Here is a 21,035-nt window from a genome sequence, read left to right as displayed (position 1 = left end):
GGGTGTTATGTCGGCTCCGTTTCGCAGGCCGATCCCGCGTTCGGATACAACAAGGCGTGCTGGATGAGAGCCGCGGGAGCGACGCCGTCACCTGCGCCCGCGCCCGCACCTGCGCCCGCACCTGCACCTGCACCTGCACCTGCACCTGCACCTGCACCTGCACCTGCACCCGCGCCAACGCCAACGCCAACGCCAACGCCAACGCCTGCGCCAACGCCCACTCCCGCGCCCGCGCCCGCGCCCGCGCCAACACCGACACCAAGCACTACACCGTCTTCGTCTGCAGCGGCGTCTACGAGCGCTGCCATCTCATGTGGCAACCCGACGCAAACGGCGGGCGGAACTGCTAACGGCGTGATCAGCGCCGACACGCCGACCACCGACGGTCTGCGCGTGTTTCCGAACAACGCCGCGTTCAAGATCGCCATTACGACGAACGCACCGAACGCCGACACCGTCGTCTGGTCAATGGCGGACTCGAATGGCGCAATCAAGACGCAGGGCAGTTTCGCCGTGAGTTCGGGCGTGCAGACCAACACGCTGTCATGCAAGTCGACGTGGGCCGGCTACGGCGCACTGACTGCTACGTTGCGCTCCGGCGGCGGCACGCTGCCCAGAAGCGGGACGCGACCGGTGGGCATCGCAACGTTCGGTGTTCTGCCCGATCTGAGTTCCGCGATCGGGACCGTCGCCTATGCGCATCAGGATCAGCACCGCTTCGGTATGCAGGGCTTCAACGGCAATATCGCGGCACTGCATGCGCTCGGCATCTCGTGGACGATCGACGATCGGCAAGTGTCGGCGATGGAACCCAACGGTCCAAACACCTACACGCCGAGCGTGAACGACCTGGATCCGTTCTATAAGGCCAATCCCGATCAGATGCGCATTGTGCGTCTCGACGGTTTGCCTGCGTGGGACTCGAAGACGGGGCAGTTCAACGACAGCTATTACGCGCCGTCGAACATGCCGGAATTCCAGAACTTCATGGCAAAAGTCGGCACCGATACGAGCGCAATTCGCGCCGCAAACTATCCGAACCAGCAGAAGAACTACTATCAGGTAACGTGGGAACCGAGCCTCGGCTGGGCAGATAGCGACGCGAATTTCGTTGCCATGTACAAGGCCGCATACGAAGGTATTCACTCGACAGATCCGAACGCGATCGTGATGGGTACGGGTAATCCATTCGCCGCGAATTGCGACACCTGCACGACCGGATATCTGAAGAAGTTCGGTGCGCTGGGTCTGTGGAATTACATCGACGCCGTGTCGACGCATGGTTACTGGAACGCCGGTACTTATCCGGCACATCCGCCGGAATTGCAGGACTCCGACCCGGACCCGGCGAACCAGGCCAACGCGCTCGACAACCAGATGACGCAATTGCGTTCGGTGATGCAAGCGGGCAAGCCGAACATGAAGCTCTTTTTCACCGAAGCGGGTACCAGCTACGATCCGGGCCTCAGTTATGGTCCGACGGTGCCGTCGCAGAACCAGTTGTTCGCTCACGCGGCAGTCGGCGTGCGCGCACACATCATCGTGCTCGGCGGCGGCGCGCAGGTCACCACACTGTTCTACGGCCCCGACTATCCGGGCGAAGTGGGCTACGGCTCGTTCTTCGATCTGAACAACTCGCAAGGTGCATTCGGCGCGACTAATCTGTCGCCAAAACCGGAGGCAATGGCATTCGCCACGATGACCCGCGTACTCGACGGCACTAATACGCTCGGTCGCGTAAAGGGCACGCCGTCGGGCGCATTTGTGTACGCGTTCCAGCAACTCGGCAACGGCAAAGTGGTGACGGCCGCCTGGGCGCATAGCAACGCGCAATGGCCGGCAAGCAACGGCGCGTACAGCCAGACCTACTCGAGCAGTTATACGTTGCAGGTCGACAATGCGGGCACGTCGGGCAATGTGACGAAGATTGATGGATATGGCAATGTCAGCACACTTCCGTATAGCAACGGTGCTGTGACGTTGACGCTTACTGAAATGCCGCAGTACATCGTGTCGAATAACGCGACGGTGGCGAAAAACAATTCAACGGTGCCACTCGGTTATACCGGCCAATAACCGCGCCTAAATAAATGCACTGAGTTAAGTTCGACGCGCGCCATTGAACATGGTGGCGCGTCGATTCGCATTTGGTGGGGATCACAGCGGTCTGTGAAAAGTACTGAATGTAACGCTCGTCTATTTCTACCGACGTCGGGCCGGCAAGCACATCAGCGCCAGCATGGGTGTTGCGATGCTGAGCCTATTTGTTGTGTCGGCGCGCTCTTCGCCGGCCGGTCAAACGCTCTATTGTCTGAAATGCTTGCATGGACACGCTGAGTGCGAGAAAGATGCATAGCACCCGTGCGACGGAGAACGCGCGCTTGATCTTCAGGGTCATCGGAATCGTCGTCAATGCCGCACTCCACAGAGATTAAGCCAGGCGAACTCAAAAAAATGGCAAGCAAGCCGTCAACGTGTCACCTTCGCGTAGAACCTTCTGGCCTGGTTGCGGCGCCTTGTTATAAGTAAGTCGCCTCCTGACGCTGAGATGAGCAAACCATTCAGTGCGGCTAGCTATTCCCGCTTGCCTCGAAACGGCTAGAGCGAGGCGGCCATCCAGCAGCGTGGTCTGCCTGTCTTTTCGCCTAAGCATACGTTGCCGTTCTAGCCGTGGCCTGCCGTTGTCTAGATCAATCCAACGGCCTCGGCGTCATCTGAGCGTGCGCCCCATTGCCATGGCACCGTACTCTCCAGCAAGGCGCGGACCAAGCATAAAACGAAATGTCGCCTTAAGGTAATAATATTATTTGACGGTACTTGTTACTGTTGACTGCAATACTTACCGCGCGATGTGTCCTTCCGCACGGAGCGAGACATTTTAGGCTCTTATCGTCACGCAAGGTTTCCGCATTCTACTGTTTGCTACTCGAAAGATTCAGGCAAACCTGCTTGCCCGCTGTGCTCCATCCCGTTTTGCGCAATACGCTGCTTGCAATAACAGTAAGCCATCCCTGGTTGCTTGTTGGTCGACAAGCACGAATCCGAAAAGTTGAAAGTCTCGCGCTATTCGCGAGCCTGAATTGCGTGTTCGCGTTAAGTGGTACCAATCCCTTGCATTGCTTCGCGTTTTGCGGCTCCAACGCAGTTTGGCGTCGGCATGAAATAAACGCGGCGTCGTGAAATCGGCGATTTCACGACGCTTCGCATGATTTATAAGTTATGCAGATTAATTTTCGCATTTTGCGTTTTAAAACGAACGCAGGCTCCAGGTCATTGGATAAATTTGGCGCGTACCTGGGCGGCGAGCACGGTGGATAACTTGGCAAATCGTTAATTGGCGCGGGAGCCCCATGAGAATCGTTCACGTTACCGAGGCATTCGGAGGAGGCGTTCTGTCGATGCTCACGGAGCTTTGCAATCGCGCAGCGGCAATCGGCGCACATGTCACGGTCCTTTATTCGACACGGCCGGAAACTCCGAAGAACTTCATCGAACTGTTCCACCCCAAGGTCGACCTGGTGCACGTGTCCATGTGCAGGGACGTCCATGTCCGCAAGGACTGGTCGAGCGTGTGGGAACTCGCCAGACACATGCGGCGCTGCGATCCGACAGTGATCCACCTGCACTCGTCGAAGGCCGGCGTATTGGGGCGAGCGGCCGCCAGAATTGCGACGCAAAACGCGAAGGTTCTGTACTCACCGCACGGCCTTGCATTCTTACGTCGCGACGTCTCTCGCGCGAAGCAGCTCGCGTATCTGATGTTCGAGCGCATGGCCGACATGATGGGAGGGACTGTCGTTGCGTGCTCACCCGGAGAGTTGCGCGAAATTGAAGAGAAGGTTCGAGTAAAGGACGCAACGCTGATAGAGAACGGTGTGGACATCAGCAGTATTCCGCTGCGCAAGAATCGCGAGGACGGAAATGTCGTCGTCGGAATGAATGGCCGTGCGTCGTTTCAGAAACACCACGAGCTCTTTATCTCTCTCGCGAACACGTTGCACGACGCAACCACCAGGTTTGTCTGGATTGGCGGCAATAGCGAAGAACTGCCCGACGCGAGTCAGGCGTCGGCGCTCACGTGCAGCGGCTGGCTAACGCGTTCGCGCGCGCTTTCGTTGATGTCTGAGCTCGACGTCTACGTGCAGACTTCACGCTGGGAAGGCATGCCTGTAGCGCTGATCGAAGCGCAGGTAGCTGGCATTCCAGCGGTCGTGACCGACGTGGTCGGCAACCGCGACGTGGTGGTTCACGGCGTCACGGGGTTCGTTGGGTCGGATGAGGAGATGCCGGGTTACCTGAAGCAGCTCCGTGGCGACCGGAAGCTGAGGGAACAGATGGGTGCGGCCGCACGTGAGCTCGCGGTGGCGAAGTTCTCGATGGACACCATCTTTCACAGATGGCTGAACACCTATGAGTCCAGCGGAGAAAAACACGTCAAGGAAGTACTGGACACCCATTCAATTGTCCCTTGCGATATCCAGCCCAACCCGGACAAGTCATTGTAGTTCCGGCGCACGATCTGAACGACTAGTTGAACGCACCAACGATTTACGGGGACCAACCGTGTACAAAATCTTCTTGCTACATCCCGGCCGGGCTAATTACCCCGAACTCGTGGCATATCAGGACTACTACGCCGCACGCGGTGTGGATGTGGTCGCCGGCACACTGAGTGACTACAAAGCGCTTGCGGATAAGGCAGATTTTCTCGTGTGGGCGATCATGGGCTTCTATCCGAAGCAACTGGCGTCCGATTTCGTCATTCACGACTACAGGTCGCTCTCAGTGGGCGGCTCTGCTGGCCTGAAAGACATCGCAAAGCGATATCTGAACGCGCGGCCCAACTTGCGGATCTTCCAGAATACGCGCCAGCAAAACATCATGAAGTTCAATGACGACGTGCCCTCGGTGATCCTCCCAATGGGTGTTCCGAAATGGATCTTCGAGGTGCCGCAACAACCGCCTGATGCCGAGGATATCGCCGACTTTTGCTATATCGGCGACATGAGCTTCGAGCGGGGCTTTCATCTCGTCATTGAGGCATTTCTTGAGAACTTCCGCGAGGTGGATGCTTCGCTGCTGCTCGTCGGCAAGCCAGAGCCACGTCTTTACGAGCGGTACGCCGGTAAGCGCGGATTGGTGTTCGCAGGCGCGTTGCCACAGCGCGAGGCACTTGGCCTGGTTGCAAGGTCGTCGATTGCGGTGTCGTATTTCCCGTACCACCGTCCGCATTGCTACCAGACGCCGACCAAGCTTCTCGAATACGCTGCGCTTGGAAAGAAAATTCTGTGCAATGACTCTCCGTCGAACGTCGCGTGCTGCGAGGATTTGCACATCAACAGCATCATCACCAGCTCCTCCATTTTCACCGGTATGACCGCCGCCACCATCGAGACGGCGAAGCCAAATCAAAGGGCAAATTTCACGCAGCTCGCGTGGGACAACGTTATCGAGAAATCGAACATCAATAGCTATATTTCGCAAAAAATAAACTTTAGCCAGTAGGACGCAACGCCTTCGCAAGCAAAGAGTTCGTCGACCACGTGGGTGCCGAGTGTGAGCAACGGAGGTAGGAAAAAGTGAAACTGTTTATTTTGCATACGGGCAAGGCGAACTATCCAGAGGTGGCCGCGTACACGGAGTATTTCGAAAAGAACGGCTATTTCGTCAACTCAGGCACGATGGCTGACTACCGGAAAATTGCGGACCCGCACAACTATGTGCTTTGGTGCATCATGGGGTTCTATCCAAAGAGATTGCCCTCGCGCTACGTGATTCACGACTACCGCTCGTTGTCGGTGGGCAGCTATATCACACTGAAAGACGCGGCGAAGAAGTTGCTACAGCCGCGTCCAAATCTGAGAATCTTCCAGAACGAGTCAATGCAGAAGCTAATGGACTTCGACGACAGCGTCGAAACCATTCTGTTGCCCATGGGCGTGCCCGACTGGATCTTCTCCTGCAAGGGCTCGCGTAACGGGGCGCTGCCGACGGGAACGTTTTGCTACATGGGCGAGATCACCCGTGAGAGGGGCGTCGATGAGTTTCTTGCAGGTTTCGCGTCCGCGCGGCGCGGTTCCGAAACGCTGGTACTTGTCGGTGCCGTGGAAAAGGAGATTGCCGACGCCTATCAAGGAGCGCCTGGCCTGATATTCACTGGAAAACTACCGCAACGGGATGCTCTCGAGGTAGTAAAGAACTGCGAGTACGCCATATCGACGATTCCGTACTCACGCCCCTATAACGTCCAGACTCCGACGAAACTGCTCGAATATGCCGCGTTGGGCAAAAGGATCATTTGTAACGACTCACCGTCAAACCTCACTGCGGCAGCCGCATTCGGGATTCTCTGCAAGGTCACGGGGCCCGACATCTTTGCAGGAATAGGTCAGCTGTCGGATGAGACAGTGCCGGCCAACGACCCTTCCAGTCTCGAACATCTTCGGTGGAATAACGTCATTGCGTCATCGGGAATCGACCGCTGCCTGAACGCCGCGCTGCGTGTTCATTGACCATCGTGGGACCTGAGCCATCTGCGCTCTGGCTGGCCGAAATGGAAGCGGACGCCCCGGATCGCGGCGACATGAGGCGCGTCCGGCTCGCGCTCCAATCGCGATGAAAGCAGCAGATACATTAAGAGCGGCGAAATCGGCGACAGGTGACGGAGAAACGACCCATAGTCGGGTTCGAAGATCGCCTGAGTTGCAAGAAAGCTGACGATGAAGCAGAAGCACAGCTTCTCAAAGCGAGCAGGCGCTGCGACCGCACCTCTTTTCTGATACCGCGAGAACATCGAGGCGAGAGTAAAGAACGTGCATATTCCGCCGATGGTCTGTGTCGCCACCCCCGAGAGAACCAGCGGCAAAGGCAGCAGAAAGGTGCCCAGAATAAGCATGGCGTTAGTCACATCCGAGACCATATTGCCGCCGGGAATGATCTGCACGATAAGCGAGCCGACCTCGCTCGGATCTCTCGACTCGTTGACCATCTGCCGTGCGAAGTCCAGCGTTTCGCCATATTGCATACGAAAGTTCGCGGCTACGCACGCGAACAAAATGACAGCCAGCAATGCAAGAAAAGGCGGCCTGCGCAGAACAGCGGGCCCGAAGTACAGAAACAGCGCCGGCGCTAACGTGATGGCCCAGTAGGTGCGAAAGAAGATGGCAATGAGCGCGACGCAAACTGTGAATACGACAACGATGAACCGCGAGTCCTTGCACTGCAGGATGAAGAGAACCGCTAGCGATATAACGATCTCCTTCGAAGGCATACCAATGTAGACCGTCTGCGCAAAGAGCCAGAAGCAGGCCAGCAGGAATTCCATGTAAGTTAACGACGTCACTCCTGAGCGCCAGATCGCAAGCACGAGCCCAACTGTTGAAGCGAAAAATCCGATCAACGATATTCCCGGCGTGCTAATGCCGAGGGACCGGAAAGTCCACGCAAGGTTGTCGAAGGAGTCGCCAAAGGCCTCGAAGCGGCTAACCGTCAGCATTCGTTCGAGGATAACTTGCTCGTCGAGCAGGAACTTGGCCGGCAGCACTGTTTCATGGGCGATGGAAACGAAGCAAAGAAGGGCGAGCAGAAGCATCCAGATTGTCGCCGACACGCCGGGACTCGCGCTTCGCCCGATCAGCCCGGGTACTTTGACAATACGCACGTTCACCCCCTTAGATTGCAACCGAATCCCGCGGCTTGATGCTCATGCCGCCTTTCGCCACGTTCACCGAATAGTAGATGCCGACGCATGCCACAAGCGTTCCCGATAGGCTGAGAAGCAGAACAACCGACATGAAGTCCAGCTTGAAGACGCTCGTGAAGGCGAAAATGATAAATATGCTGACAGCGCTCATCAGTTGAATCACCAGATCGAACTTCTGCTGCTTGAAGACGATAAATACCTGCGCAAGCGAACCGAACACGGCCATCGTCAGGAAGTACGGCGAAAACAGCATGTAAACGTGCATCGACTGCTGCCAGAGGTCTCCCATCTTGAAGTTGATGATGAGCGCGAGACCGAGGTAGCCAGCTGCAATGAGCACCACGCTCAGTGGCATTAGAACCAGAGAGAACGATGTTGCCGGATTTCTTGCGCCGCGCACGTCCGTTCCTCTTTCGACCAGATCGATGAGATCCCGTCGGAACACTGCGCCGAGGCTCTGTGACAGGAGAGACGCAGGGAAATAGCCGACGCGATAGGCAAGAGCAAACACGCCCGCGTCGTGGGGAGCGAAAGCAAGTGGCATGAGGATCGCGATTGAATAGATTACGACCGAATTGAGTGACGTTGTCGGCAGCGAGAATTTGGCGTAATCGAGTTGCAGCCGGGAGAACTTCAGGCACTCCGGCGAAAGCATCGACCGGGAGGTGAAAAGATAGCCAGCCAGCGGAACGGCGGCTGAAGCAAAAAACACGAAGCTGTACACCGCGAAAATATCCGGCCCGCTCCACGGGTGTCTGGCCAACATCATCAGTGCAACGAATGCCACTGCAAAAGCGACATTCGGAAATGCGCGTTGCACGGCGATGCTCACGTACTTGCGCTCGCTTGCCAGTGCAGACGACAGTGCCTGCTGGAGGAATACACCGCTCGCCAGCACCACTACGGTCAAATACCTCTGCTCGCCACTGACCACCGCGACGGCGGCGAGCAGCAGTGCGATCGCCATGGCGACGCAACTCGAACTCACCAGCGCGCGAACGGCAAGCGTTTTATCCGCGGCCATACAGGCCACTTCGAGCCGCAAGCCCAGAACCGAACCGGCGAAAAGGCCAATCGCATTCAACTGGCTGAAGTAACCGAGCTCGCTCGGCCCGCAGAACTTGCCAATCAGTATGACCGCAATGAAGTTCGCGGCCTGACTGAGCACAACGCCCGCGATGCTAACGACCGAATGCTTTACATTGACGATCATCTTCTATTCGGAGTTCGGTTTTGACAAAGCCGTACCGGTTATGCCGCATCGGCCACACAGGCTTTCCGCGGCATGCGCTTACGCACGGGTCAACTGCCGGATTTGGAGTCGCCCGAGGCGGTCGCGTACTGATACGACAGATATCGGTTACGGCCTGCATGCGAACCCAAGCTGTAGCGATAGGCGGCGGGATGGAAGGCGTTGAAGATCACGCCTTTGACTTCCACGTTCGCATGCCTGAGTTGCTTGACGGACTCGCGTACTTCTTCGACCGACGTCGTGCCAAAGCGTGTTGCAAGGAACACAGTGCCGCAGCGGTGCGCCAATACGGCGGCATCGGATACCGCGAGGACGGGCGGAGTATCGATCAACACCATGTCGTATCTGTCGCCTACCGACTCCAGGAGGCGGGACATTGCATCGCCCATCAGAAGCTCCGCGGGGTCGGACGGTGTAGTACCGTTGGGGAGGAAGTCGAGTCCGGGCGCTACGTTACGCTGCAGGGCGTCGTCTAACGTGGCACTCTGCGTCAGAACGTCCGCGAGCCCTGGTTGCGATTCCTTGCTGAAATACTCGTTCAGATGGCCCCTGCGCAAATCAGCGTCGATTAGCAGCACACGCCTGCCCGATCCGGTCATCACGGCTGCCAGGTTGGCGGACAGAAATGATTTGCCGATCTGTTCGCTCGGACCGGTGAGCAGCACGCGATTGTTTCCCGCTTCCACCATTGAAAGCTGCAGCACAATGCGCAGACTGCGTAGACTCTCGACAGATGGATCTCCCGGAGAATGCGTGGCGAGCAACAGCAAGCCCTCGTTCCGTTTTGGCGATTCATGCTCGAGCGCTGCTTGCGTGCGCGAAACCGGCACGGTCGCATAGACAGTCAAACCAGTTTCCTGCTCGATGTCCTGAGGATTTGTCACGCCGCCGCGCAGTATGTGGCGCATGAAGGTCACCACTATTCCCAGGACGAGGCCGAGTGCTGCGGAACCTGCGATCAGCAGCGGCTTATTAGGCTTGATCGGCTCCTTCGGTACGACGGATCGGTCGAGCAGTCGCACGGTGCCGACTTTGCCTGCCCGCACGAGTTTCAACTGTTGCATATTGTTGAGCATGCCGACGTAGAGATCGTTATTGACGCGCACATCGCGCATCAGGCGCAACGACTCCTGTTCCAGTTCCGGCAGTGACGTCATTCGCTGCGAAACAGCGGCCTCTTTGGCGCTCAAGGCCGCAAGCTGCTGATCGACGGCACGAACCGACGGGTGCTCACTCGTGAAAAGTGCGGTGAGTTCGGAGCGTTTCTGCTTCAGTGCCAGTGCACTAGCCTGTAACTCGACGCTTTCGCGTAGATAGGTCTTGCCTTCCTCGCTGATGTCGAATGTGCCGCGCTTCATCCGCAACGCGTTGTAGCTGCGCTCGGAATCTTCAAGTTCGCTTTTCAGTTGGGGAAGTAAGTCGCTGAGAAATGCGAGCGATTTTTCGGCCTCCGCTGCCTTGCGCGCGATGTTTGCCGCGACGTACTCGTCGCCGATGTTGTTCAGGATCTTCGCGGTCAGTTGCCGGTCGGTGCCCGTCAGCGACGCGCCAATAATGCCGCTCTGCTTGCCTTTTTCAACGATGAACAGCTTGTCTTGCAGGTTCTCCAGCGTCTTCAGTCGTGAATTCCTCACCAGCAGGAATTCCGTGCCGGGATTCGCATTGAGTGCCTGCACGCGCAACGTTATCTTTCCCGTGCTCTCGTTGGAAACGATCGTCTCGCCTACACGTCCGTAAATCGGCGCCTCAAGCTGCTTCTGTTCGACAACATAGCGACCTCCGCCGAGCGAGGTCAGCTTGAAGTCGTCGCCTTCGAGATCTTCTGGAACATCGAACGTCCCTACGTTGATCGACTCGCTGCCCCACGCATAGCCGCCAGGTCCGAGCAAGCCGGGCTGCGACAGGCCTTTGTTCCAACGCGCAATCCAATTGCCGATCAGTGGAAAGCGCTTCGGCTCCGCGCTTATGTAGAGTTTGAGATTGTCGACCGCATTTCCTACCACCATGCGCGAGCGCAGTACCTCGATCTGAGCGGTGGTTTCCGTTTTGACGTCGAAAAGGCTTGATACGTCGCCAAGCAGACTCTTGGTATTGGTGGGGCTCTCCTGTTCTACCTGAAGGAGAATATCGGACTGGTAAACGGGCGGTGCGAGAAGACTGTAGGCCACGCCCATTGCAAGCACCATGCTCGCGATTGCCAGAACGAGCCACCGGTTCACCAGGACTACGTCGAGGTAACGGACCAGATCAACGTCATTCTGGCGGGAGCCGGCAGCCTGCGATTTTGGAGAAAACTCGTTCATAGGGAGCCCATCATCGAAGAGGTTTAACCGACCACCCGCACACATGGATGTGCGAGTGCTGATGCCAGCAAAGTTACGTTGCCGCACGCTATTCGTCTGCGTATCGGCGTCAAGCGTCGCGGCCCATTACTTTCCGCCCGAGTTGCGAGCGTCGTTCGAACCCCCGGAATATGCCGACGAAAGTCTTTCCATCGCTTCAATGGAAGAGGGCGGCAAACAAGGCTCATACATTGTCGGAATGCTGCGACTCGTCAGACGCGGATCGTGCCTGAATGAAACCGGGTCGCGTGTAGAACGGTGTGAAGGTGGACTAGCGCGTGATGCGCACCAGTCAGCACTGCCAAAGTCTGGGGTGCCATTTTCGACGCGTATGTTCGCGAGCGCACAACCTGAGCGGGATCATTTGCGCTGCATAGGCGCAGCCCCACTGTGCATAAGATATGAATATGCGCTTTGTCGGCGACGGTATTCGCGAAAAGTAAAACCGTTAGCGGTGAATGCAGGCAAGCAGCGTCTTTGTGGTTAACCGCACGTTCGGGCCTTATTGGGAACGGTATAAGGAAGCGCTCAACCCGTGCTGTATTTCGTGACCTGAAGAGGCGACATGAAACCGAAGCGACTAATGCGCACGATTTTTACGCACGCCATTTTTCTCAGCGGCTTACCGGCGCTCACACGCTTTCTGCTGTGGCGAGACCGGGTTGCGGTACTTCTTTATCACGATCCCGATCCAGCCACGCTTGATTCACACCTTGCGTATTTGAAGCAGTATTGCGACTTTGTTCCGATGTCCGAAGTGAACACGCCTGGAAAAGGTCGCCGGCGCGCGGCGCTCACATTCGACGATGGCCATGTTGGAAACGCGGCGCTGTTGCCGATTTTCATCAAGCATGGCGTTCGTCCTACTATTTATATTTGCAGCAGCATCGTGGCACATGAGCGCACTCACTGGTGGCTCACGCCGGGCGCCCAGCATGCGGGCGTCAAGCGTCTGATCAAGCTTCCCAACGCGCAAAGGCTCGAAGAGTTGGCGCGGTACGGGTTTCAGCAAAATGCACGCAGCGACGAAGCTCCGGTCAGCGGACTCAGCGAAGACCAGATAGAAGCGATGCTGCCGTACGTGGATTTTCAATCCCACACGCGTTTTCACCCGACGCTCACACGCCTCGACGATCAGGAGTGCATCGAGGAACTCGCGCAATCGAAGCGTGAGGTTGAAGAGCTTACCGGGGCACCCTGCGAACACTTCGCATATCCCTATGGCCGGTATGGGTCGCGCGAAGTGGCGATGCTCAAGGCGACCGGATACAAGAGTGGACGCACTACAGCAGTCGGCTGGAACGACGAAAAAAGTGATCCGTTTCGTCTGAGCGCATTCGATATCGAAGACGATTCGTCATTGCCCTGGTTTGCTGCGCAAATGACCGGAGTGCCGCTCGCGTGGCGAAGGCTACCTTTGGGCGCGATGAAGTCGATATTGGTCAGGACGTTTCACTTCGCTCGTGTCGGCAAGCCGCAGACGAATGCCGGCTAATTGATCGGTAGGGTGCAGTGGGTGATGTTGCCATCGCATCGCGGCCGATGCTTGAGTCTTCTCGACGGCAAACCGTTTGTACTCGAACCTGCGGGAATAATTGTGAGCGAACAGAGGCGCAACTTCCTGACGAAGTTAACCACGACCGCAGGCGCGGCAGTGGCGGGATACTTTTCGGCTAAACCGGCAACTGCGTCGAATGCAACAAATACACGCGGGCCGAGTGGCGAAGCAAGCGTGCTGGACTTCATGTCGCCCGAAGCACGCGCTGACGCACGATCTGGCGCGCCGTCCGTCGATCACAGCGCTGCGATACAAGCGGCATTTAGCAGCGGCGCCGCAGTCGTGAATGTCCCTGGCGGTCACGTGTTCAAGGTGATGAAGCCGCTCAGGATTGAGAAGGCAATTCGTGTAGTCGGCGGCGGCGAGTTGCGATTTACAGCGGGCATCGCCAATGCAGCGGCGATCACGGTGACTGCTCAAGGCTGTGAATTCGACGGAGTCTATCTCACGAACCCGAACATGCTTCAGTCGAATATCGGCGAACGCAACGTCGGCATCATGTTTCGCGCGAGTCTCGGTTCCGTGACGCGCTCGACCATCCGCTATTTTCAGAACGGCATTCAGGTCGAGTCGACGGGCGAGTACCACGACTTCATCATCGCCAATAACAGGGTTATTGACTGTATCGGCGCTGGCGGCGGCCCGACGCAAAAGTCAACTTATGGCGAGGATCGCGGCGACGGTATCACGGTCTGGGGTTGCGCAGCGACGATCACCGGCAATCTCGTGACAGCCAGAGCCGGTCAGGACTGCCGCATCGGAATACACATGGAAGGGCTGGCGAACTACCATGCCGACTCTTTCCCGCTGCAGGACAACATGTGCACGGTGGCGGGCAACGTCGTGCGAGGTTCGTTCCGGCGCAGCATCGTGACGGAGAATGTCAATAACTCGACCATTACGGGCAACACCTGCGAGGGCGCGAAGTGGTGGGGCATAGCTATCGTCCGATCGCTGGCGTGCTCGGTCACGGGTAACACGGTGATATTCGACCGCGCCGCAACCGACGGCACCGGGTCCGCATGGGACCCGATTCACGCAGGCATTGCCGTGTATGGCGGAGCCGTGCAGTGCGTCATATCAGGCAACACGGTCGACCTCACGCGCGGTCATGCGAGAGCCGCAATTTGCTTGATAGGCTCGGACACCGATAACGCGGTCTCAGTGGAGCAGCGGGCGACGACAAACGGCACGGCTCGTGTGACGCTGACATTCGCAAATCCTGCGGTTCAACTCGGCCAACTTATTACTGGACCAAGCGTGCCGTCAGCAACCTTTGTCGTGAGTGTTGCTGAGACCGCGCTGGTTGCGAGCAACCCGATACGCGCCGGCTCGCCGCTATTGACTTTCATATGGCATGAGCGCGGACAAGGCACAGCGGTCACCAATAACAGTGTGCTTTGTAATGCTGCGGATGGCGCAATTGGCATTCTCGCGCTGTACCAGGATTCGCCGTCGATTCTAGGCAATAACCTGCGCTACATGGGCGCGCACGGAATCCATTGTCTGGACGTGTCCGACCCGGTAATCAACGGCAATACCGTGCTTGGTCAAGAGAGCCCGAAAAATGGCATCTATCTGGAGTCGAGCGCGACGGGGGCCGTGGTAGTGGGAAATGTTGTCGAGGGTTTCAGCGGGCCTGGAGGAAGTGGAATTGCGGCGGCAAATCGCGTTGGCGGTGTTGTGTCGGCCAATCTCGTTCGCCGTTGCGAGACGGGCATGAATCTGAACGGCTGCACTGCCATGTCGGTGACCGGGAACAGTGCAATGAGCTGTGGGACGAGTTATTCGCAGGCACGCGGTGCCGGCATGCTCCTGGCAAGCAACGCCAGTGCGGGCTGAGAAAAAAACATCGCGGCACGCGAATCAATATAGATCACGGCAACGCTTCGCATTGCCGGATTCTTTCATTTGGCCGAAGTCCAGAGCCGCCGCGTGTGGACAAGTTTCACGTCACGAAGCACCAGGAAGTGTGGGGTACTAAACAAACCGTCGTCGCCGTCTTCGCATACGATCGAATGCCGTCGACGTTAATCGCTGCCTCCAAACACGTAACCGGTTCGCCGCCTCCGGAACCGAAGCAACGTAGCGATCGCCGACTCACCCGACGTGTTCATTGACTGCCGCGCCAAACGCTGTTTGCGAAGGCGAGTGTGCAGTTCTATGAGCTTTTGCGGAGGACGACGCCTTGTTTCATCCCAAAGCTCTCATGCGCGCTGAGCCTGGCGAGTCCACGCCGGTTGAAAGATCGTCGCGCCGCGTCTTCCTGCGTGATGCCGCAATGCTTGCACTCGCGGCGGCGCCTTTGTCGTCGTACGCACAGCATGGGACGTCGGGGCTCGTCACTCCGCCAGTTCGTCTGGAAGACACGCGGCTGGTCGATCAGACCGGTACAGAGCGATCGCTGAACAGCATGCTGCTAGATGGCGTGACGGCAGTTCAAACCATCTATACCGGATGTAGTTCCGTATGTCCTCTGCAAGGAGCGCTGTTCAGCGCGGTGCAGCAACGGTTGCCACAAACTCGTGGGCGTTATCCGGTTCGATTGCTCTCGATTGGGATCGATCCGCTTTCCGACTCACCGTCCGCGCTGCATGAGTGGCTCAAGCGTTTTCAGGCCGGGCCAGCATGGACTGCTGCGACTCCGACACTGCGAGACGTCGACGGAATGCGGATGGCGCTTGCAGGCAGCCGCTTGCCGCTCGGCAACATTGCGGATCATGCAACCCAGATCTACTGCTTCGATGCAAGCGCGCGGTTGCGCTGGCGCAGCGCGGATCTTCCACGTGTAGACGAAATTTGCAATGCGCTGGGCGCATTGGGGCGCGCGTAGTTCAACGTTAACTGGAGCAGAGATCATGGCGCCAATTCCGTTTGTCAGATTCATCTGGCTCTATGCAGGCAGATGCGTGAATGCACTTTGCGTCGCCGCTATAGCGTTCGCGCTTACCACGTTTGCGACCCGCGTAGAGGCGCAAACGGTAGGTCCGATCACGCTGAGCGGTATGAATCTGTGCGCGGACGTTGACTCTGCATCGACAACGGGTGGCGCCTCGGTCATTTCCTGGGGCTGTTCGGGCGGTGCAAATCAGCAGTGGCGGCCCGTACCCACCGGATCTCAGTTCCATTTCGTAAATCAGAACAGCGGCCTGTGCATGGACGTGACAGGTGAGAGCTTGAATGCTGGCGCCGCCATCATCCAGTGGGCGTGCAACGGTCAGACGAACCAGACATTTACTGCGAAGCCGCAAGGCAACGGCTATGCGATCGTCGCTGCGCACAGCGGCATGTGTCTGGCGGCGCAGAGTCTGACTGGATGGGGTCAGCAAGTACGACAGCAGGTATGCAATGGGAGTGCTCTGCAGACGTGGCAGTTGAGCGGCCTGAATGTGAAGACGTTGCCGTCGAAGTGGTCGGCGCCTGTCGGGGTGCCGATGGTTCCCGCGGCGGCCGCCAATCTTCCCGACGGCAATGTGCTGGTGTGGTCGTCGGATATGCTTCTCGACTTTACGTCCGGTGAAATCACGCCGGGAAAGACCTACACCGCGGTCTTCAATCCAACCACGGGAACCAACAAGCAGGTGCTGGTCAGCAACACCGGGCACGATATGTTCTGCCCCGGTATCGCGAATCTGCCGGACGGTCGCCTGCTGGTGAACGGGGGATCGAGCAGCTCGAAGACGAGCATCTACACGCCTTCGACCGGTCAATGGTCGTCGAGCAACCTGATGAAGATCCCACGCGGCTATCAGGGGACCGTTACGTTGAGCAATGGGAGCGTGTTCACGCTCGGTGGTTCATGGAATGGCGGCGAGGGCGGCAAAAACGGCGAAACGTGGACGTCCGGTTCGGGCTGGCAAATCAACGGCGCGATACTCGCCGACTACATATTGACCCAGGACGCGGCGGGCATATTTCGCGCCGACAATCACGCGTGGCTGTTCGCGGTGTCCAATGGACGCGTTTTCCACGCCGGTCCGAGCCAGGCCATGCACTGGTTCGACACCGCGGGTAACGGTAACGTGACCGATGCCGGCAAGCGCGCGAACGATACCGATGCGATGAACGGGAACGCCGTCATGTACGACATCGGCAAGATTCTCGCGGTTGGTGGTGCGCCAAGTTATGAGCAGTCAAATGCGACTTCGAATGCGACGCTCATCGATATCAGCACCGGCACAGCGGTCGCCACCGCGCTGCCTCCGATGAGCTATACGCGGGCCTTCAGTAGCAGCGTTGTGTTGCCGAACGGGCAGGTCGTCGTGGTGGGCGGTCAAGCCTTCGCGCAGCCTTTCTCGGACGACACTGCTGTGCTCACTCCGGAGTTGTGGGACCCGACGACGAAAGTCTTTTCGCAGCTGGCGCCGCAAGCCGTGCCGCGGACGTACCACAGCGTTGCGCTGCTGCTGGCCGATGGCCGCGTGCTGAGCGGAGGCGGGGGACTGTGCGGCGGGTGCGCGACTAACCACACAGACATTGAAATACTCACGCCGCCGTATCTACTCAATGCGGATGGATCGGCAGCGACACGGCCGACCCTCAGTAACGTGCCGGCCGATGCACAGCTCGGTACTTCCATCGCCGTGAAAGCGAGTAGTGGTGTCAAGGCATTCGCGCTCATGCGCCTGTCGTCCAACACGCATGCCGTAAATAACGAGCAGCGACGCGTGCCGTTGAGTTTCACGGTAGGTACGGCTGGCGAATTCATTCTGAAGATTCCGGCCGATCCTGGTGTTGTCGTGCCTGGCTACTACATGCTCTTTGCGTTGAACAACAACGGTGTGCCGAGCGTGTCACGCACGCTGCGCCTGCACTGATGACTACGTCGACAACCTTACGCCAGGCGATTCGGCTGACGATCTGCCTGGCGATACTAAGCAATGCGCATTTCGCGCATGCCGACCTGAGCTGCGCTCCGGGCGATATGGGCTGTGCGATTTTCACTGGGCAACGTGCGGCAGTAGCGCACCTGCGCGACGACAATCAATCGCTGCCGGAGTGGACCACGCGATGCGTGAATTGCCATACACGAACGGATCCATCGCCCGGCTTTGCACCGCCCCTTACTCGTGGCTACTTGCTCGATGCAAGAAGCCGCCGGGGCGGGCCGCCCAGTCGGTACGATCCCGTTGCCTTCTGTCGGGCAGTCAAAGACGGCATAGATCCGGCAAGCGTGGTGTTGCGCAAGTCCATGCCTCATTTCGAGCTATCGAGTGCCGAGTGTGCAGCGCTTTGGCGCTTTGTCACTAACCCGTAGTGCGCTGAACGCATAGTGCACATGTCGCCCAGTGGCCGACATGAGGAGGGCGCCGGGGCCAACATGACTTACTGCTTATGCGGCGCATGCTCGAGCATCGCATTGGCGATACGATGATTGCCGTTTTCCTTCAACGCTTCGGCCGCGCCCTCGATATCGCGTGCGTCCTTATTCTGGCTTAGCTTGCTTTTGCCGACGAGCCGCGTGATCTCGATCTCCAGGCCGACAATCGCTTTGAGCATGGTGTCGATATATTCGCTCGGCGCATCTCCCATTTTCCATGGACGAGGCTGGCTCGCCTCATGTGTGCGAGTCAGGCGCGCCACGAGGCCTCGCACGTATTTTTCATCGTCGCGAATCGTGATGCGGCCGTGCGCGTGCACCACCATGTAGTTCCAGGTGGGCACCTGTCTGTGCGTTTCCTGCTTGCTCGGGTACCACGTGGGCGAAATATAGGCATCGCCCGCATGGAAGACGACGAGTACTTCATCGCCGTTGGTCACGTCCTGCCACAGCCGATTGTTTCGCGCGACGTGCGCGTGCAGCACGCCGAATTCGCCTTCTTCCGGCGCTAGTTCGAACGGAATGTGGTTGGCGTCCAGACCGCTCGTGCCGTGAGTGATCAGCGTGCCGAAGGGATTGTGCGCGATGAACGCATGCAGCACGTCTTTGCGTGCTTCGTTGAAATGGTCGGGTACGTACATGGCTGCTCCGTTGAGTTCTGTACGCAGTGTGCGCCAAAACTCGTTTCGCCTGTAGAGCCAGCTTCGGGCGATTTCTTCAGGCCAGAGTCGCAGCGCCGCGTGTCGGTGTTTCGTGAAAAAGGAAATGGCCTCCCGCCAGAAAGCAGCGGGAGGCCATTTCGTACATCGAACTCGGGCAGGCGGATCAGCTATCCGCGTGGCCCGACGTAAAGTTCGTGAATGCGCCGTACGGCGGATTCAGCGCGGTCCCGTTGGTCATAATGCCGAACGTGTTGTTGCCGCTGTCGAGCACGTAGTACATGACGGACTGAATGTTGTGCGTCTTGCGAGCCGCATAGAACGAACCCAGTTGCGACGTAATGTAACTCGCTCGATATGTTTGCGACTGCTCCGGGCCGGTGTTCCACTCGGTGATGAAGAACGGCACACCGTATCGGGCCTTGCAGTACGCAGGCAGGTTGATGCCCGGACCCGCGCCATCGGTACCGATGTTGAAGATGTCGCCATACACTTCATAGTTGTGCCACGTCGTGATGTCCCAGCGCACCTTCGGATAGCCGCCGCTGCCGTCGGGTTGCATGCCGTCCCACAGCGCGTCCGAGGCGCCGACGTCGGCGACGCAGAAGTTGATACCGCATTTCGCGCCGGGCTGCGCGGCTTTCACTCCGTCGATCATGCCGCGCATTGCGCCGCGCATGGTGGGCCAGTTCGCATTGTTAAAGTCGAGGGCCTTCGTTCCTGCGTTCGTCGAATCGATGATGATCGCCCTGTCGCGCGTCAACTCGTTTCCGCATTCATAGAACGTCACGCCGTAGGGCTTCAGCGCGTTGGCGATTGTGAATGCCGGTCCATACGTGGCGTTATACGCAGCGGATTCGCCTGCGAGCAGTCTGCCGCTGCTGTCGTAAAGACCCAGGTTGACCAGCACGAGCAGCGTCATACCCGCCGACTGGAACGCCTGTGCCAGTTTGACCACAGCATTCAATTGATTCGGATCTGCCGTGCAGCCGACGCGGTAGCTCGTGCAGCCCAAGCCCTTCAGGATCGATATGAGTTGCGTCGGCGTGTACGTGTAATCGAAGTGGCCGTTAATGCCGAAGAAGCTTCCTGCGGTCGCAGCGGTGGCAATACGCGGATCGCTACATGGCAACCATTGGGCGGCCACCTCTGCGTTCGCGTAGAACTGTCCGCTGGTGTTGCGGCAATAGATCTTGCCGCCGTACCAGAGCACCAGCGACACGTTGTAGTTGTTGCCCACAACTGCGCCGTTCCGGGAGATAACACCGTTGGTCAGCGTCCACACGGCGCCGGTCTTGTCGACAATGTTGGGAGCCGACGGCATCGTCGTGCCGTCCGGCGACGTCGTGCCTTGGCGCGGGTCACTCGTAGACTGCCACGTCGATCCAGTCCACTGATAAAACTGTGAGCTGGTGTTCTCGACGTAAATGTTGCCGTTGAAGCACAGCGCGAGAATCACGTTGTAGTTGTTCCCGGCCTTCGCGCCGTTGCGATAAGCGACACCGCCCGAAAGAGTCCAGGTGGCGCCCGAGCCGTCGATCAGGGATGTCGCCGGCGGCATCGCGGCGCCGTTCGGCGACGTGCCTTTGGCCGTTGCGTTCGTCTTTTGCGCCGCAGAATTAGCGGTAATTGTGCCGCCTTCTTCTGCGCCACCACCGCCGCATGCGCTCAAAATAACACTTCCGCTCAGTGCCGTCAGTGCGCCAATAAACTGTCGTCTTTTCAACATTTTGAATTATCCGCTATCGAAAAAACCCCGAAAAAATTTATAAATTTGATCTTGTATTTTGTTAATTACTGATCTTGAAACCAGAAAATCTTTGTTTTTATTCGCACTACTGATCGTCTATAAAATATCAGTGCTATTTGGTGCGTCATGCCGTGCGTCTGCCGAAGCGGTTCGCGCCGCTTTAATGAACGAGGCGGTTCAAACAAACGCGCACGAGCCAGTCGAAACGGCCGGGCCGATTGGCGCGTCGGGGAATCATCAACAGTGGGGTCAACCGAACTGTTTGCCGGAACCGCGGATCAGAACGGTGTCCATGCAAACGTTTGCTGGGAGCGAACCCGCAATGCGTAAAATTTGCGGGGTTGCTACTGCGAACGGGGTAGATCTTACCCGCAAGACTCGTCGGACAAAACGAGAAATAGCAAATTCCCGCCAGAAAGCAAGATCGTTTCCGATTTCGCGGGTTGTCCCAA

The 21,035-nt window shown here is 57.9% G+C and carries 15 protein-coding genes; 9 read left to right on the top strand and 6 right to left on the bottom strand.

Annotated elements, in window-relative coordinates; translation table 11 throughout:
• Positions 1–5: 5 nt before the first annotated feature.
• Positions 6–308: a hypothetical protein gene (locus SB753_RS18415; RefSeq protein ID WP_410801216.1), complete on the bottom strand. Its 303-nt coding sequence runs from the start codon at positions 306–308 to the stop codon at positions 6–8.
• Positions 309–354: 46 nt separating this feature from the next.
• Here SB753_RS18415 and SB753_RS18410 point away from each other — a divergent pair, with 46 nt between their 5' ends.
• The 4 genes from SB753_RS18410 (at position 355) to SB753_RS18395 (ending at position 6,512) form a co-directional block, all read left to right on the top strand.
• A complete protein-coding gene (locus tag SB753_RS18410) occupies positions 355–2,076 on the top strand; it encodes a hypothetical protein (RefSeq protein WP_410801214.1) in 1,722 nt (573 codons plus the stop codon).
• A gap of 1,274 nt (positions 2,077–3,350) precedes the next feature.
• Complete coding sequence (locus SB753_RS18405; protein WP_408170264.1) at positions 3,351–4,505, top strand: glycosyltransferase; 1,155 nt, start codon at positions 3,351–3,353, stop codon at positions 4,503–4,505.
• Positions 4,506–4,563: 58 nt separating this feature from the next.
• Complete coding sequence (locus SB753_RS18400; RefSeq protein ID WP_088173034.1) at positions 4,564–5,505, top strand: glycosyltransferase; 942 nt, start codon at positions 4,564–4,566, stop codon at positions 5,503–5,505.
• Positions 5,506–5,579: 74 nt separating this feature from the next.
• The gene (locus SB753_RS18395; RefSeq protein ID WP_408170261.1) at positions 5,580–6,512 is read left to right on the top strand and encodes a glycosyltransferase; all 933 of its coding nucleotides are present in this window, start codon (positions 5,580–5,582) and stop codon (positions 6,510–6,512) included.
• On the opposite strand, the gene SB753_RS18390 is transcribed toward SB753_RS18395, so the two are convergent.
• Both SB753_RS18390 and SB753_RS18385 read right to left on the bottom strand, forming a co-directional pair.
• Positions 6,506–7,591, bottom strand: coding sequence for a hypothetical protein (locus tag SB753_RS18390; protein WP_410801211.1), 1,086 nt, complete (start codon positions 7,589–7,591; stop codon positions 6,506–6,508). The two genes, SB753_RS18395 and SB753_RS18390, sit on opposite strands and share 7 nt — an antisense overlap.
• Before the next feature lie 79 nt (positions 7,592–7,670).
• On the bottom strand, positions 7,671–8,534 hold the full coding sequence (locus SB753_RS18385) for a hypothetical protein (RefSeq protein ID WP_410801209.1): 864 nt from the start codon (positions 8,532–8,534) through the stop codon (positions 7,671–7,673).
• Between SB753_RS18385 and SB753_RS18380 the strand changes: the two genes are divergently transcribed.
• Positions 8,517–8,939, top strand: coding sequence for a hypothetical protein (locus SB753_RS18380; RefSeq protein ID WP_410801207.1), 423 nt, complete (start codon positions 8,517–8,519; stop codon positions 8,937–8,939). The genes SB753_RS18385 and SB753_RS18380 overlap by 18 nt on opposite strands.
• Positions 8,940–9,004: 65 nt before the next feature.
• Here the strand turns inward: SB753_RS18380 and SB753_RS18375 are convergent, their stop codons facing one another.
• A complete protein-coding gene (locus SB753_RS18375; protein ID WP_410801205.1) occupies positions 9,005–11,257 on the bottom strand; it encodes a polysaccharide biosynthesis tyrosine autokinase in 2,253 nt (750 codons plus the stop codon).
• 604 nt (positions 11,258–11,861) lie between these two features.
• On the opposite strand from SB753_RS18375, the gene SB753_RS18370 reads away from it, so the two are divergent.
• The 4 genes from SB753_RS18370 to SB753_RS18355 all read left to right on the top strand — a co-directional run bounded on the left by SB753_RS18370 (position 11,862) and on the right by SB753_RS18355 (position 17,671).
• On the top strand, positions 11,862–12,791 hold the full coding sequence (locus SB753_RS18370) for a polysaccharide deacetylase family protein (protein WP_410801203.1): 930 nt from the start codon (positions 11,862–11,864) through the stop codon (positions 12,789–12,791).
• A gap of 345 nt (positions 12,792–13,136) precedes the next feature.
• Positions 13,137–14,696: a NosD domain-containing protein gene (locus tag SB753_RS18365; RefSeq protein WP_410801201.1), complete on the top strand. Its 1,560-nt coding sequence runs from the start codon at positions 13,137–13,139 to the stop codon at positions 14,694–14,696.
• A 346-nt stretch (positions 14,697–15,042) separates the two neighbouring features.
• Positions 15,043–15,687, top strand: a complete 645-nt coding sequence (locus SB753_RS18360; protein ID WP_408201164.1) for an SCO family protein — start codon at positions 15,043–15,045, stop codon at positions 15,685–15,687.
• Between the two features lie 25 nt (positions 15,688–15,712).
• Positions 15,713–17,671 carry an RICIN domain-containing protein gene (locus SB753_RS18355; RefSeq protein WP_410801199.1) on the top strand — a complete coding sequence of 653 codons (1,959 nt, stop codon included), beginning with the start codon at positions 15,713–15,715 and terminating at the stop codon, positions 17,669–17,671.
• A 508-nt stretch (positions 17,672–18,179) separates the two neighbouring features.
• On the opposite strand, the gene SB753_RS18350 is transcribed toward SB753_RS18355, so the two are convergent.
• Both SB753_RS18350 and SB753_RS18345 read right to left on the bottom strand, forming a co-directional pair.
• Complete coding sequence (locus SB753_RS18350) at positions 18,180–18,815, bottom strand: FMN-binding negative transcriptional regulator (protein WP_410801197.1); 636 nt, start codon at positions 18,813–18,815, stop codon at positions 18,180–18,182.
• 184 nt (positions 18,816–18,999) lie between these two features.
• On the bottom strand, positions 19,000–20,562 hold the full coding sequence (locus SB753_RS18345) for a hypothetical protein (RefSeq protein ID WP_204520328.1): 1,563 nt from the start codon (positions 20,560–20,562) through the stop codon (positions 19,000–19,002).
• Between the last annotated feature and the right edge of the window lie 473 nt (positions 20,563–21,035).

Source organism: Paraburkholderia sp. SIMBA_053, from assembly GCF_046534895.1.
GTDB lineage: Bacteria > Pseudomonadota > Gammaproteobacteria > Burkholderiales > Burkholderiaceae > Paraburkholderia > Paraburkholderia caledonica.
Note: the sequence above shows the minus strand (reverse complement) of the source record. Positions and strands in the feature narration are given on the sequence as shown.